The organism is Pseudodesulfovibrio cashew (assembly GCF_009762795.1).
Taxonomy (GTDB): domain Bacteria; phylum Desulfobacterota; class Desulfovibrionia; order Desulfovibrionales; family Desulfovibrionaceae; genus Pseudodesulfovibrio; species Pseudodesulfovibrio cashew.
In genome coordinates, this window is the sequence record NZ_CP046400.1 from 2,735,871 (window position 1) to 2,750,141 (window position 14,271).

A 14,271-nucleotide genomic window follows, 5' to 3' on the forward strand; every position below is an offset into this window, starting at 1 on the left:
GTTGAGGTGTTATAATGTATTGACGACTTTCTCGTAACCCAGTTCCCACGGGCTTCCGGCCCAGTCGGCGCAGTCGCCGCAGGCGGTTACGGTCTTGAAAGCCAAGTTGAGATGCTCCATACGCGCCCGGTGATAATACTCTGAGTGCCAGGCGTCAAATATCGAAGTTTCACCCAGGGAGCGGTAGGAGGTCTTGTTCTCCCAGTCGATGGGACAGGCTTTGAGCACGCCGTCGTAATTGATGACGATCCGCCTGAAAAAGTGAGGGCAGGGCCAGCGGCGTTGGATCTCGGCGTCAGCCCGGGGGGTATCCACCAGATTGACGTTGGAGATGAGTTCCCTGACCAGCACTTTGTTGACCTTGGGCTCCCAATATTCCCTGAAGGCGTCCACTTCGTGCAGGTTGCCTTCCTGCTTGACGTAGCTGACCATGACCTTCATTTCCGGACGTTGTTCACGGGCCAGTTCTATGAACCGGTTCACATTTTCATAGGTCTTCTTGAAGGAAAGGCCAACGCGGATGTTTTTGTATGTCTCCTCGGTGGCTGCGTCGAGGGAAAAGTCGACCATGAAGATGCCGCTGTCAATGACTTTCTGGGCCATTTCTTCGGTCATCAATGAGCCGTTTGTCGTCAGACCGACCGGGCCGACGTTCTTGGCTCCGCAGTAATTCAGCATTTCAATGATGTCCGGGTGCAGGAGCGGCTCACCGTCGGCGGTAATGCGTACGAAGTTCAGAGGCTTGTCCGTGCATTCGTTCACGACCTGCTTGAAGTATTCCAGGGGGAGGTGGCGTTTGGCGCCCCTTTTTTCCGGGAATACCGTGGAGTGCGGACAATGCACGCATTTTGCGTTGCAGACGTTGGTCACGTCGAACATTACGTATGTGGGGAAGTCGGCGCACTCCTTGGATTCAAAGCCGAAACCGGCGGGCATGAGCCGTTCGTCCACAAAGGCGCTCTCTGTCGATGCCTCATATTTGGGCGGTGCCACTTTCGTGGCTCTGGCCTTGAAGCTTTCGAGAGATGGTGACGTCGGCATTTCCTCGAAGAAGGGGTGACCAGCCTGGTAGCGACTTTCTGCAAGAGACGTCTCGAAGTCCGTCAGGGGACGCGCATCATATCGGCATATGAATTTCAAGGGGTTTGCAAGGATATGTGCAACGAGTTCTTCCGGTCCCTGTGTCCAAGAGCGGATTTCGTCGTTCTGCAGGGATAAAGCGCGGCAACCCATGCCGACGGGCAGGCGGCAGTGTTCGAACTGGGTGAAGTAGTCCCAGCCGGTTCCAGCCTGCTCCAGACCATCGGTAACGATTGCGGGGTCGAAATACCATTGATTGGGGTTAATGAAGATGATGGTCGAGACGTCATTGCTCTTCGCGAACATCTGGACATCATTCCAGTTTGAGCAGACAGGGAGTCCTGTGGCGCCTGGGATTTCTCCCCAAGTGGCAACCGGACCGATTTGCTGAGCAGCTTGAACCCAAGCTGTGGAAGGAATAGCCGTATTGGGAGTGTCAACGGTTGGAACTATGAGTATCATCATTGTCGTATCTTTTTGTTGATGTTGTATGAGCCCGTCGGCTAGCACGGAGACGTGAGGCTGGCAAGCTTAGTCTTGCAGGCCATGCCGCCTGGCGCGAAAGACGAGAAGGTAAATGCTCCACGTGATGCCTGTGGTGATGACATAGGCGGACAACAGCAGGCAGCGAATGCCGAGAGTCAGGGCAGCGGCTACCTGCGGCGTAAGGCCGTTGTTTACCATGATTCCCATCCAGGTCCAATCGAGTGCTCCCAAACCTCCGGGCATCTGGCTCAATATCCCGGCAAGTTCGGCACTGGGAGCTCCCCAAAATGCAATGAGGCTCATGTTGGTGAACCCGTAAGCCATGATGATGGCGGTGTAAAAGAGGGCGCTTGTTGTGAATTTGGCGGTACTGAGCAGAAACAGTTTTCTTGCAAGAGCAGGATTGAGAATGCCGGTCCGTTGAAGTCCAATACATTTTTCGCGAAGAGGCCCCGGCACCAGCTTGAGTTTGCCCATGAGTGAGGCGATCCAGATTACAATGCCCAGGAACAGTGGCATGAGCAGAATGATTGCAATAACTCCAAGCAGGAAGCAGAGCACAGAGGTCATCCATTGCATCTTGAAGAAGAAATGAAGGAGTCCCGAGAATACGAGCAGACCCAGAGCAATCAGGTCGAACCCCTGATCCCATAGAAAGAGCCCTGTGGTCTTGGCGATAGGCATGACTTCCCTTCGTTTCATGGCAAAGGCACGGGTTGCCGCATTGGCAAGGGTCATCGGAAGAGCTTGCCCCATGAACACTGCAAGGCAGACATATCTGAAATAGTATAACAGTCCTAATCGCTTTGTGCTCTGGGCCTCTGTGACGAGCTGCCATTTGAGGGCTGATAAAAGGAAGACACAGGACAGGAGGGCGAGACAGAGAAGGACCAGTGCAGGATTAAGAGACTGGATGGTGTTTCTGAAGTCACTCCAAGTGAGTCCGGCGTGGTGAAAGATCAGCCCAAAAAGGAACGTCCCTATCAGGAAGAGAGGAAGGGCGATGAGCCAGCGCCGGGTCATTGTGCTTCTTTGCCCGCCAATGACGAATACAAAGCGAGATGTCGGTCGGTTACAAGGTCCCAGTTGAATGTCTTTTGGGCCAAATCCTGTGAGTTTTTCCCTATGGTTTCTGCCAACTCGGGATTATCGAACAGCTTGACCAGGGCTTTTGCTATATGCTGCTCCGGGTCTTTGTGCGGAATGATGACGATGTTTTCCCAGTCCTTCAGGACTCCTTTGCCGTAGGCATTGATATCCAGCATTCCCATTACCGGTTTCCCCATAAACATCGCTTCGATGTTGGCGTTCGCCAAGGAGTTTCTTCCCTCGGGATCAAGATCAAACCACATGGAGTGGAGATCGCAGAGTTTCAGGAAGGCAGGGATCAGGTGGTGCGGTTGCTTCCCCGTGAAAATGACCTCTTTTTCGAGGCCAAGTTCCGCAACGAGGTCGAGCGTGGGTTGGTAGTTCCTTGCGCCGATGATGATCAAACGTGACTCCGGGTGGGTTCTGAGCACTTTGGCAAAGCCGCGAATCAGGGAAAGCCGATTGCGCAAATGATGCAGGTGACCGACGGAGAGGATGACTTTTTTCCCATGGAGTTGGTATTTGTCTCGGAGGGCATCCACATCTGCAGCGGAGGGTTGTTGAGGGAGGTCTATGGCGAGCGGAATGAGTGTGCCGTCTTCGCGTCCAAACCGTGAAGCGAGGTACCTGGTGCAAGAGTTGTCCAGATCAACCACGGCATCTGCTTTGGATACCATGCAGTATCTGAGAAAAGTGGCGTCGATTGCTCCCAGCACGCCATTGTAGAAGGGGTTCGGATGACGGATGATGGAGTGGATCGTCAGAGCCAATGGAAGTTTCAGCCGGTTGGCAAGATAGGCGCCATTGAGGGCCATGTCGAACATGTGGTTGTGAACATGGATGAGTTGGCAGTTGTTTTCCCTCAGCTTCTTGCGCATGAAGGATATGTTTTTGGGAAACATGGTCATGCTGATCCATGGGAAATTGACAGCAATGGGGAGCTTTGGGAATTTGAAGCACGGGAGTCTGTAGACGTCAATCCCGTCCATGTTTTCGTGTTCGGGAGCGTCCTTGCTGACATGTGCTGTAAAAACGGTGACAGCTACGCCCCGCTCAACAAGTTTATTCGCTAATGTGCTGGAATGAATGGACGAACCTGTTGCCAAGGGAGGGAACAGGTTCGTCATCATTGCCACTGAGTGGATGGATTGAGTCATTGTCGTCTGATAAACAGTTATTATTTAAGCTCGTTGTTTATTTCTATCACGCTCTTGATGACATATTCTATTTGGTCGTCTGTCATTCGTGCGTACATGGGGATGGTCAAGGTGCGGTCACCGATTCTTTCGGCAACAGGGAGCATGCCTGGCTGACAGCCGTATTTTTGCTTGTAGAAATCAAGAAGATGGATCGCCCTGAAGTTGACGGCCACCCCGATTTCTCGTTCCTGCAGCATGGACAGCATATCGTCCCGCTTGCCGAGTGGAGCCCATACGGTGAAGAGGTGTCTGGCGTGTTTCGTATTATCGAGCACAGCGGGGAATTCCACTCCCGCTTCTGAAAAGGCGCTTTCATATCTGCTGCAGATGTGTTCCTTTCGTTGGAGGCGGTCCTCGATGATTTTCAATTGATGGATGAGCAATGCAGCCTGAATATCGAACATATTCGCCTTCCATCCCAGAACCGGCATGTCCCAATGCTGGTATTTGGCCGTGTAGCGATCAGCAGCAGACTTGCTCATGCCATGCAGACGGAGAGCGGTCATTTTATCTGCGAGGTCAGAGTCGTTGGTGACAATGGCGCCACCCTCGCCACAGGTAATGTTCTTCGTGGCGTAGAAGCTGAAACACGCAGCAGTGGAAAGCTCGCCGGGTTTATACCCATCCCGCTGTCCTTCGACGCAGTGGGCACAATCTTCGATGACGTCGAGCCCGTGGCGATTTGCTATGGCGGCGATGGCCTTCATGTCGGCCATTTGTCCGTACAGGTGCACGGGGATGATCGCCTTCGTGTTTTCGGTGATAGCTACTTCCACCAAGGCCGCATCCATGTTGCCGGTCAGTGGTTCTGAATCGACAAAGACCGGGGTGGCGCCGCAGTGCTCCACGGCGTTGGCCGTAGCGATAAAAGTCATTGCCGGAACAATTACTTCATCTCCCGGACCGATTCCGAGTGCCTGAAGAGCGAGGAAAAGGGAGATGGTGCAGCTCGTCGTGCCCAGACAATGCTCGGCGCCGAGGTATGCTGCGAAATCAGCCTCGAATTGGCGGGTTTTTGGCCCTGTTGTCAGAAATACGGACTGAAGAGTCTCTGTTATGGCTTCTATTTCTTCCTGGCCGATATTATGGCGATAAAATTCGACTTTCATTATTTTAATAGCCTCCCATCGAGTTTGACTTCGGAAATGACCCGATCAGCTTCAATAAGATACTTGTACCATTTGACGGTTACTGATTTGTCGTCAAAACGAACCTTGTTCATCTTCAGGGCTTCATAGATTTCCTGAGCCCCGTCAACCGGCGCGTATTGCGGTTCAAAGCCCAACACCTTGTTTATCTTGCTAAACTGGACATTGTAATCTCGTCGGTCCGGGTCGCTCAAGACATGGTTGACAGCAACAGGGAACGGCAGGACTTCCCGGATGATGTAGGCAAGGGTCGATATCTGATAATTGTGTTCATTCCCGCCAACATTGAAGATCTCCCCGTTGACAGTACCCGTGTCAGTCTCAAGAACCGTCATGAAAGCGCGAGCGACGTCCCTGACATGGACGAACGGCCGCCATTGTTCGCCACCGCCCGTTATCTGGACTTCATTGTTTGCGAACGCATGGTAGGTCATGATGTTGACCGCCAGGTCGAATCTCATTCTCTTGGAGAGGCCGTACACCGTGGCGAGGCGAAGAGCAGAGACGCAGAAGTCGTCATCGGAAAGAGCGAATGCCGCATTTTCCGCTTTTATGTTGCACTCGGCATACGTGGTCAACGGCTTGGGCGACGTCTCTTCCGTGCTGGCGATGCCCGTTCCCGCACCATAGACACTGCAGGAGCTGGCCAGGACATAGCGCCGGACCCCCGCCTCTTTGGCTTTCTGTGCGATTCTGCTACGGCCCTCGAAGTTAATGGAGGTGGTCAACTGCCCATCGAGATCTCCGGACGGGTCGTTGGATAGAGCCGCTAGATCACATACGGCATCGACGCCTTTGAATAATTCTTTTTCACAAGACCTTACATCACCTTTGACAAGGGTGAAGTTGGGATGATCGAGGGTTTCACCCAGCAGTGCTTGACCGAAAAAATATCGGTCCAACCCGATAACCTTGTGACCGTTTTCCAGAAGAAGGTCTGTAAGGGTCGTGCCGATATATCCGCCTGCGCCGGTGATTAAAATCGTACTCATAGTCACCTACTGTTTGATATAGTTGCTATTCGATGCTTCCAGTTGCTGGAATATTTCCGTTAGATATTCCTGTGGAACACCATGTCCAAGCTGGAAATGGTGTACCCTAGCTTGCTGTACATTCGTGTGGCCGGTACGTTCTCCATTTGGGTAATGACGGAGAACAGATTGCAATCGCTGTACTTTTGTTCAGCTGCAAGAATGAGTTTCCTGGCAATCCCTTGCCTTTTGAAAGGAGTATCCACGGCAACGAGGTCAATGTCGAAGACTCCATCTTCGACAATGAGCAGCAGGAAGCCGGCAATCGTGCCCTGGCTTTCCCAGACCAGCATGTCGGTTCCCCTGTTGCCACTGAAATAATTGGTAGCCCATGATGCGTTGAGTTCGTCCGCATAAGGCCGGAGCTTTTCGTCCAGATGGAAACGGTCATAGCTGTATGATTTTAACGCTATATCCCAAATCCTGTTCTTGTCTTCAGCAACGGCACTTCTGATGTTCGCGTAAGTCTCGCCCTGGGTCGCCTGCTCTTTTTGAAGCGTGACCTGTGTATTAATGAATTGAAATCCGTTGGCCAGCAGGGCATTGGCGCCCTCAATGTCGGATGATGCAATTTTCCCGAACACAAAACGAGCGTTCGGTGGTACCGGAGAGAGAGTCCTCTCGTCGTACCGGATTTCAGGATCAAGTCTATAGGCTTGGCAGTGAATGTGGGCTGTAAGCCAGGGATCTTCGAGGTATGCGTTCATCGAGACTTTAACTATCCTTGCCGGTTGGCAGTAATTTTTGAGCGTAGGAGTTTTTTCTGTCAAAATGAATTGTTGCGCCAGGAGGACTTGTGCTGTCGCCTCCAGGGGGAACATAAAGGCATTTGAGCTTGTCGATTCTGATCAATTCTCCGTCTAGGTAGGATGCAATCTGTGTTTTGTCATGCAAAAAAAGCCAGACAAGACGATTCTTCTCTCGTTTCATAGCCATCTTGATGTGATCTTCCCTGATGCCTTTAGGTTTGATCTCGACATTGAACAGAGTGTAGAATAACCCTTCAATATAATTGGGGTTCCATGGCTTCCATTCCAGAATGATCGGAGTTTTAGATGCGAGCAGTGGAGCAACGACTTGTTCGTTTTTTGTCACTTGAACTATGGCATTGGTGCTTTGGATCTTTTTGGCTGAGAATCCTGCGAATGCGATAAACAGAATGATGAAAAGAGAGGTTGCCAGTCTAGGGAAGCGGAACCGCAATTCGAAAAGAGAATTGCAGAGGAGCATGAGGCCGAAGGGGGCAGCTGTCATCCAGTAGCGTGATGAGGGCCACGTGGCTGGCTTAATCGGGTTTACCCCAGCAACCATGTAGACCAGTAGAAATACATATCCAAGGTAGAGAATGGAAATCGCCTTCCAACGCTGATCTTGAGTTTTCAGAGTCGCAATTGCGGAAATGATAGTCAGGATGAGTACCGGAATCAGGCCTCGCAGTTTTTTGAATTCAATAAAACGCAGCAGGTAGTCTGTTATTGAAAGGCTTTCGTGCCTAGCGATGGCTGTTTGTGTGACTACCCCTATCCGCCCCATCACGTTTCCCGTGTCCCACCAGAAGAAGGCCCATTCCAAAAGGCAAAGAACCCCAACGGAAACAGCAAACAGGATGAGTGGTTTGACTTTGCGGGATGGAAGAAAAATTAACAGCGCCAATCCCGGAAAGACGTATACAGCGGTGAGTCGGGCACTCCATATGAGATAAAAGGCACAGGCTGCCATGAGGATGTAGCCGGTGTTTTTCCTTTCATGCCATGCAAGGATTGCCCATATGGCTATTGCCAGAAAGGTAAACTGGAAAATGCTGGGCCAGAGTTGACTTCCCGACTGCGTCAACTGTGGAAAGAGAATAGTCGTGATGGCGACGATTATGCCAAATCGTTCGTTCTTGAGTTGGGCTCCGATGAGATACATGAACACGGAGCCCACGGAAGCCGACAAAATCGGCAGAACGTAATACAGGGCTGGCTTGTTGCCGAATAATTCCAGAAGTCCCCATAGGGGCATCGTGATTATTAACCTGGCTGTGTGATGGGACCATTGAAGGTTTTCAATGCCGTATTGGAGTGAGCTGGCAAAGTCCCATCGCATGCAATTGTCACCGCCGATGTCGACGTACTCTGCGGTTATTATCCTAACTGCCACGCTGAGTATAAAGAGCAGCAGTATTGTCCGATTTTTGTGGGGAATCAGGGCCGTCTTGGGCATGGAGAATTCCTAATAGAGACACTGTTTGTTCGTCAAGTCGGGAGAACGTGGCTCCGGGGTCTTTGTTCGCGACGAGCAGCATACTGAGTTAAGTTGAACAATGAAAGTGCCAAAAAATAAAAAAGCGCGCCACGGAGAATCCCGTGGCGCGCTCCGATAAGTCTTTAATTACAAGATCTGGCTCAGGAAGAGCTTGGTGCGGTCGTTCTGCGGGTCGGTGAAGAAGTGCTCAGGGGTGCCCACTTCGACGATCTTGCCTTCATCCATGAACACGACCTGGTCGGCCACTTCGCGGGCGAAGCCCATTTCGTGGGTCACGACCACCATGGTCATGCCTTCCTTGGCAAGGGTTTTCATGACGTCCAGGACTTCGCCGACCATCTCCGGGTCCAGGGCCGAGGTCGGCTCGTCGAAGAGCATGACCTTGGGGTCCATGGCCAGGGCGCGGGCAATCGCCACGCGCTGCTGCTGGCCGCCGGATAGTTGGCCCGGGTAGTTGTCCGCTTTGGCGTGGATGCCGACCTTGTTTAATAGGGTCATGGCCTTTTCCGAGGATTCCTTCTTGCCGCGCTTGCGCACCGAGATCTGGCCCACGGTGACGTTCTCCAGCACGGTGAGGTGCGGGAACAGATTGAAGGACTGGAAGACCATACCCACTTCCATGCGGACCTTGTTGATGTCGGTCTTGGGGTCGAGGATGTCCACCCCGTCGATCATGATGTGGCCGGAGTTGGCGTGTTCCAGACGGTTCAGGCAGCGCAGGAAGGTAGACTTGCCCGAGCCCGAGGGGCCGATGACCACGACCACCTCACCGGGATCAACGTGGTAGGACACGTCATGCAGGGCCTGGACCTCATGGGGCACGAAGAATGTTTTGTATACGTTCTTAACATCGATCATCTTAGGCCTCCGCAGTCCGCTTTTCGAGGTATTGGACAAACATGGACAGGGCGAAGGTGAGCACCAGGTACATGATGCCGCACAGGAACCAGAGTTCGTAGGGCATGAGGCTGGTGGTCACGGCCTCGCGCGTGGCCTTGGTCAACTCCCGAATGGCGATGACGCCGAGCAGAGAGGAGTCCTTGATCAGCGAGATGAACTGTCCGGCCAGGGGTGGCAGAATGCGTTTGAAAGCCTGGGGCAGGATGATTTTGGCCATGGCCTTGGTCTTGGTCATGCCCAGGGAACGCGCCGCCTCCATTTGCCCTTTGTGGATGGACTGGATGCCGGCGCGGACGATTTCGGCCACGTAGGCTCCGGCGAAAATGGCCAGAGAGGCTACGCCGAACCAGAGTTCCGGTATCTGGAACAATCCCATCTTGAGCAGCAGGTTGTTGATGATCGTCCCCAGCACGAAGTACCAGATCATGATCTGGACCAGGAGCGGGGTGCCGCGGATGAGTTCGATGTAGGTGATGGCGGACCATTTAAGACACGGATTGGTGGATATCCTTGCCAGGCCTGTGAAAAGGCCGAGCAGAACACCCAGCACGATGGACACCATACTGACTTCTACGGTTACGATGAGACCCTCAAGGAGCAGCCCCATCCGGCCTTCGTCATAACCGCCCAGCGGGTCGCCCATATAAACGAAGTCGCCTTCGGTGACCGTAAGGTCGGAGCCGGGGACGGTGTAGTATTCCGAGTCGGTGTCGCTCTTGACGATAACGACGGAGTCTTCACCTTTCTTGGTGATGGAGGAGATCTCGCCCTCGATCTCCGATCTCACCTCGACGTGTTCCGTATAATAGAAATAACGCGGGAGCCGGTTCCATCGCCAGATGTAGTCAGTCTGAGTTGTGGCCCAGTAGAATCCGAGACAGCTCCCGACCAGCAGGACGACGTAAACCGCCTTCCAAAAAGTATTTTTGTCGAACCCGCCAGCGGACTCGACTTTTTCCTTGTTGGTCATGCAAATGCTCTGTTGTGTTGATGCGAAAAAAAGGGCCGGGGACCGCCTTTCGGCAGCCCCCGGTTGGGAATAGCTATGCTACTGGATGTCCTTGTACCACTGATCGGAACCGAACCACTTGTTGTAGATGCGGTCGTAGCGGCCGTCGTTCTTCATCTGGCGCAGGAAGTTGTTGAGCCAGTTCAGGAAGTCCGGGTCACCCTTGTTGATGGCCCAGCCCAGGGGCTCGTAGGTGAAGGGCTTGTTCAGGAACTTCATGCCGGCGGCCTTGCCGTGCTGAGCATAGAAGATGGAGGTCATGGGCAGGTCGTAGACGGTGGCGTCGGACTTGCCGTTCATGGTTTCCAGCATGGCCTGGTCTTCCATCTCGAAGGACTTGTAGGTGGCCTTGGGGAAGAGGCGCTTGGCGGCCTGTTCGCCGGTGGTGCCCAGCTTGGAGGTGATGGTGTACTTGGGATCGTTCAGGTCCTTCCAGGAGGTGATCTTGTCAGCGGACTGCTTGGAGATCAGCGCGGTCTGGCCGACGATGATGTAGGGATCGGCGAAGTTGACCTTCAGGTTGCGCTCCTGGTTGACGGTCATGCCGGAGGCGATCAGGTCGTACTTGTTGGAAAGGAGGCCGGGGATGATGCCGTCCCAGGCGGTGTTGACGAGTTCCAGCTTCACGCCCATGGCCTTGGCCATTTCCTTGACCATGTCGACATCGAAGCCGACGACGTTGCCTTTCTTGTCGGTCATCTCGAACGGCATGTAACCGGCTTCGAGGCCAACGCGGAGCGTGCCGGACTGGACGATTTTTTCGAGGGTGGAAGCTTTTGCGAGTTCGATGTCTGCCGCGTTGGCGGACACGGCTGCGCACAGAAGCAGGGACAGCATGGCCAGAATGGTAATGATACGTTTCATCCTTTCCTCCAAATGGAACGTGGTTGTGTTGATATGCCTCCGTTCGACGGCTTCGGTCCGGGTAAACCGTGGACGCCGAATCGTGGATTCCAGACTCCGTTGCGCGGAATAGCGGATAACCGAATACCGCGCGACATTTTTCCATAGCCTGATGCCGGGGAAAAGACAAGGAGGGGGCCGCCTTTCTCTGGCTTTGACAAAAAGGTTAAGGATGTCTGTAATTCTGTTTTTTTGTTATTTTTTCGTATAAAATTCTCAAACGATTGTTTCAGTATTGTGCGTTTTGATCAAAATTCTACGACATTCGATATGTCGCGTAAAAAAGGAAAAATGAATCAATTTGAAATGTAATGCACTTACTCTCCTCTTCAAGGTGTGGTAGGGATTGGACAAGCTTTTACGAGTGAAGTTTTCTTATGTGAAACAGGGGTTGCCATGCATTCGGAACGAATTCTTGTGGTGGAAGACGATCCTCTCGCCCGTCTGGACATCCAGACGGCGCTGGAAAGGGCCGGATACGAGGTTGCCGGCATGGCTGCTTCCGGCTGCGAGGCCATAGAGATGGCGGACTCGCTGCGTCCGGACCTGGTGCTCATGGACATTCGTCTTGAAGGGGATATGGACGGGGTCGAGGCCGCACAGGAAATCTCCCGCCACCAGGATCTTCCCGTCATTTTTCTCACTGTCTACGCCGACGAGGAGACCCTGCGCTGGGCCAAAGCCTCGGGCCCTTTCGGCTATCTGCTTAAGCCCGTGGATCACAAGGAACTCAAGTCCGCCATCGAGGTGGGGTTGTATAAGCACCAGATGGAACGGGAACTCAAGCGCGCCAAGGAGGCCGCCGAAGCTGCCAGCCGGGCCAAGACGTCTTTCCTGGGGACCATCAGTCATGAACTGCGGACTCCCATGAATGGCGTGCTGGGCATGGCGGAACTGTTGCTTTTATCCGACCTGGGGCCTCCCTACAGGGAAAACGTACAGCTCATCAGGGAATCGGCCATGTCCCTGCTGTCGGTGCTGAACAAGATCATCGATTATTCCAAGCTCGAAACCTCCGCACTCAAGCTCCGGGAACTCGATTTCCGCTTGGAGGATCTGGCGACCGGCCTTATTTCCCAGTACGAGAAAACCGCTGAGGCCAAGGGGGTGGAGTTGGGATACACCATATCGCCGGACATCCCCGGATGGGTCTGCGGCGATTCAGGCAAAATTCGGCAGGTCCTTGGCAACCTGCTCAATAATGCGGTGAAATTCACTGAAAAGGGTAGGGTGGACGTGGAAATTCATCCTGCATCCCTTGGGGCTCTGCCTGTGGGATCGATGGGAGAATTCGCCGTTGAGGTTCGGGTTCTAGACACTGGCATCGGGATTCCTGAGGAAAAGTTGGAGGCCATGTTCGATTCCTTCACCCTGGCAGAGGACCATCTGAGCCACACCAGCGGCGCGTTGGGACTGGGGCTGGCCATCGTCCAGCGGTTGCTCACGCTGCTGGGGGGGAACGTGTCGTGCGAGAGCGAGACCGGGCGCGGGAGCACCTTCTCCTTCGTCATTCCCCTGAAGGCCAGTCGTTACGAACCGCAGGGCAAGGCCGGGACCTGTCCTGTCAAGGAGCGCAAGCTCGACGGCGTGCGCGTCCTGGTAGCAGAGGACGATCTTATCAACCAGCGTTACATTATGCGGCTGCTGGAGAAGATGGGGGCGTCCGTCACCCTGGCCGAGGATGGCGCGCAGGCCGTGGATGCGCTCCGCCAGGACGAATTCCACGCCGTGCTGATGGATGTGGAGATGCCGGTGCTCAACGGCATAGAGGCCACGCGCCTCATTCGCGATCCGCAGTCAGGTTGCCGCAATCCCGACATTCCCATCATTGCGCTCACGGCACACGCCATGTGGGCCGACGAGCAGCGCTGCCTGAACGCGGGCATGGACGATTACGTGCCCAAGCCGGTGGAAATAGATACCGTCGCCAGCATGATCCTTTCCATCCTCGGGCGGAATCCGTGATTTGTGTCATTGACGTGGCATCGTTCGGGGAATACTGATCAAAGCACGGAGTCGATACGTTACATGAGCGATATAAACGGTCCCCCCTCGCTGCTGCCCGGAGGCATCTACAAGGTCTTTTTCGTAGTCCTTCTGATGTTCTCCCTTTATCTCGGTTTCTCCCTCATCGAGCCCTTTGTTCATACCCTGATCTTTTCCACCGTGCTGGCCGTGCTCTTCGCACCGGTGTACAACTGGGCGCTGGGGGTGGCCAATGGACACCGGGCTGCAGCCTCGGCCATGACCGTGGCCATCATCGTCTTTTGCCTGCTGCTGCCCATGACCTTTCTGATCATCGCGCTCATCAGCCAGGGGGTGGAGTCCCTGGCGGCCCTCAATACTTGGGTCCTGCATGCCAATCCGGACCCGGTCGGCAATCTGCACGTGCTCGACAAGTACTTGGAGTGGCTGCATAAGGAGCTCCCATTTCTACGCCTGAATGAGCTCGATATTCAAGGCAGCATCATCCAGTATTCAAAGGAATTCGCCCAGGCCATGCTCGCGGCCGGGTCCTCCCTGGTGCGCAATGCCGCCAAGCTGGTCCTCCACTTCCTGCTCATGGTCTTCATCCTCTTTTATTTCCTGCGCGACGGCAGCAAGATGGTGGAGTATCTCAAGCATCTGTCGCCGTTGCGTCCGAGGCAGGAGGATTACATCATCGATTCGCTCAAGCGGGTGGCGCGAGGTGTCCTCATGGGCTGCCTGCTGGTGGCCGTGCTGCAAGGTATCGCCGGCGGCATCGGGTTGGGCGTGGCGGGCATCCCCGCCTTCTTCTGGGGGGCGATGATGGCGCTGGCCTCGCTTATTCCCGTGGTTGGCACCGGCCTGGTCTGGGTTCCGGCCGTGGCCTATCTCTTCCTCATGGGGGACTGGAAGACGGCCTTGTTTCTGGCCCTGTGGTGCGGTATCTTCGTGGTGGGCATAGACACCGTGCTGCGGCCCATATTCATGAAGGAGGCCTCGCGGGTTTCGACCTTCTACATCTTTCTCGCCATCCTGGGCGGTGTGTATTCCTTCGGTATGCTCGGCATTTTTTACGGGCCGTTGATTCTCAGCTTCGTCATGGTCATGCTGCATATATATATGGAAGAATATGCCGACGATTTGAATAACAAGGAGGAAACCGGATAATGCCGCTACGGCCGTCTTTGTCGATAGTTGTCCTGTTGATCGCT

12 protein-coding genes are annotated in these 14,271 nt (G+C 53.9%); 2 read left to right on the top strand and 10 right to left on the bottom strand.

The window, feature by feature from the left end; translation table 11 throughout:
• Positions 1-9 precede the first annotated feature (9 nt).
• The 10 genes from GM415_RS12360 to GM415_RS12405 form a co-directional block, all read right to left on the bottom strand.
• Positions 10-1,386 (bottom strand): radical SAM/SPASM domain-containing protein, encoded by a 1,377-nt coding sequence (locus GM415_RS12360; RefSeq protein ID WP_158948621.1) that lies wholly within the window; start codon positions 1,384-1,386, stop codon positions 10-12.
• Positions 1,387-1,611: 225 nt separating this feature from the next.
• Positions 1,612-2,589: a lysylphosphatidylglycerol synthase transmembrane domain-containing protein gene (locus tag GM415_RS12365; RefSeq protein ID WP_158948623.1), complete on the bottom strand. Its 978-nt coding sequence runs from the start codon at positions 2,587-2,589 to the stop codon at positions 1,612-1,614.
• Positions 2,586-3,812, bottom strand: a complete 1,227-nt coding sequence (locus GM415_RS12370; protein WP_158948625.1) for a glycosyltransferase family 4 protein — start codon at positions 3,810-3,812, stop codon at positions 2,586-2,588. The genes GM415_RS12365 and GM415_RS12370 overlap by 4 nt, the downstream gene beginning before the upstream one ends.
• A gap of 20 nt (positions 3,813-3,832) precedes the next feature.
• Entirely contained in the window at positions 3,833-4,963 is a 1,131-nt protein-coding gene (locus tag GM415_RS12375) for a DegT/DnrJ/EryC1/StrS family aminotransferase (protein ID WP_158948627.1), read from the bottom strand.
• Positions 4,963-5,994 carry an NAD-dependent epimerase/dehydratase family protein gene (locus GM415_RS12380; protein WP_158948629.1) on the bottom strand — a complete coding sequence of 344 codons (1,032 nt, stop codon included), beginning with the start codon at positions 5,992-5,994 and terminating at the stop codon, positions 4,963-4,965. The genes GM415_RS12375 and GM415_RS12380 overlap by 1 nt, the downstream gene beginning before the upstream one ends.
• A 59-nt stretch (positions 5,995-6,053) precedes the next feature.
• Positions 6,054-6,740: a GNAT family N-acetyltransferase gene (locus GM415_RS12385; RefSeq protein ID WP_158948631.1), complete on the bottom strand. Its 687-nt coding sequence runs from the start codon at positions 6,738-6,740 to the stop codon at positions 6,054-6,056.
• 7 nt (positions 6,741-6,747) lie between these two features.
• Positions 6,748-8,238: an ArnT family glycosyltransferase gene (locus tag GM415_RS12390; protein ID WP_158948633.1), complete on the bottom strand. Its 1,491-nt coding sequence runs from the start codon at positions 8,236-8,238 to the stop codon at positions 6,748-6,750.
• 168 nt (positions 8,239-8,406) lie between these two features.
• Positions 8,407-9,138: an amino acid ABC transporter ATP-binding protein gene (locus GM415_RS12395; RefSeq protein WP_158948635.1), complete on the bottom strand. Its 732-nt coding sequence runs from the start codon at positions 9,136-9,138 to the stop codon at positions 8,407-8,409.
• A 1-nt stretch (position 9,139) separates the two neighbouring features.
• Positions 9,140-10,150 carry an amino acid ABC transporter permease gene (locus tag GM415_RS12400; protein WP_158948637.1) on the bottom strand — a complete coding sequence of 337 codons (1,011 nt, stop codon included), beginning with the start codon at positions 10,148-10,150 and terminating at the stop codon, positions 9,140-9,142.
• Between the two features lie 78 nt (positions 10,151-10,228).
• Positions 10,229-11,053, bottom strand: coding sequence for a transporter substrate-binding domain-containing protein (locus tag GM415_RS12405; protein WP_158948639.1), 825 nt, complete (start codon positions 11,051-11,053; stop codon positions 10,229-10,231).
• Positions 11,054-11,488: 435 nt separating this feature from the next.
• Between GM415_RS12405 and GM415_RS12410 the strand changes: the two genes are divergently transcribed.
• Entirely contained in the window at positions 11,489-13,057 is a 1,569-nt protein-coding gene (locus GM415_RS12410) for a hybrid sensor histidine kinase/response regulator (protein ID WP_158948641.1), read from the top strand.
• Positions 13,058-13,120: 63 nt separating this feature from the next.
• On the top strand, positions 13,121-14,227 hold the full coding sequence (locus tag GM415_RS12415; RefSeq protein ID WP_158948643.1) for an AI-2E family transporter: 1,107 nt from the start codon (positions 13,121-13,123) through the stop codon (positions 14,225-14,227).
• The last annotated feature ends 44 nt before the right edge of the window (positions 14,228-14,271 follow it).

What these genes read in the sequence shown, in the direction of transcription:
- GM415_RS12410 (WP_158948641.1), top strand. Translation starts at nt 11,489, where the DNA reads ATGCATTCGGAACGAATTCTTGTGGTGGAAGACGATCCTCTCGCCCGT.
- GM415_RS12385 (WP_158948631.1), bottom strand. Translation starts at nt 6,740, where the DNA reads ATGAACGCATACCTCGAAGATCCCTGGCTTACAGCCCACATTCACTGC.
- GM415_RS12405 (WP_158948639.1), bottom strand. Translation starts at nt 11,053, where the DNA reads ATGAAACGTATCATTACCATTCTGGCCATGCTGTCCCTGCTTCTGTGC.
- GM415_RS12395 (WP_158948635.1), bottom strand. Translation starts at nt 9,138, where the DNA reads ATGATCGATGTTAAGAACGTATACAAAACATTCTTCGTGCCCCATGAG.
- GM415_RS12415 (WP_158948643.1), top strand. Translation starts at nt 13,121, where the DNA reads ATGAGCGATATAAACGGTCCCCCCTCGCTGCTGCCCGGAGGCATCTAC.
- GM415_RS12375 (WP_158948627.1), bottom strand. Translation starts at nt 4,963, where the DNA reads ATGAAAGTCGAATTTTATCGCCATAATATCGGCCAGGAAGAAATAGAA.
- GM415_RS12365 (WP_158948623.1), bottom strand. Translation starts at nt 2,589, where the DNA reads ATGACCCGGCGCTGGCTCATCGCCCTTCCTCTCTTCCTGATAGGGACG.
- GM415_RS12380 (WP_158948629.1), bottom strand. Translation starts at nt 5,994, where the DNA reads ATGAGTACGATTTTAATCACCGGCGCAGGCGGATATATCGGCACGACC.
- GM415_RS12370 (WP_158948625.1), bottom strand. Translation starts at nt 3,812, where the DNA reads ATGACTCAATCCATCCACTCAGTGGCAATGATGACGAACCTGTTCCCT.
- GM415_RS12390 (WP_158948633.1), bottom strand. Translation starts at nt 8,238, where the DNA reads ATGCCCAAGACGGCCCTGATTCCCCACAAAAATCGGACAATACTGCTG.
- GM415_RS12360 (WP_158948621.1), bottom strand. Translation starts at nt 1,386, where the DNA reads ATGTTCGCGAAGAGCAATGACGTCTCGACCATCATCTTCATTAACCCC.
- GM415_RS12400 (WP_158948637.1), bottom strand. Translation starts at nt 10,150, where the DNA reads ATGACCAACAAGGAAAAAGTCGAGTCCGCTGGCGGGTTCGACAAAAAT.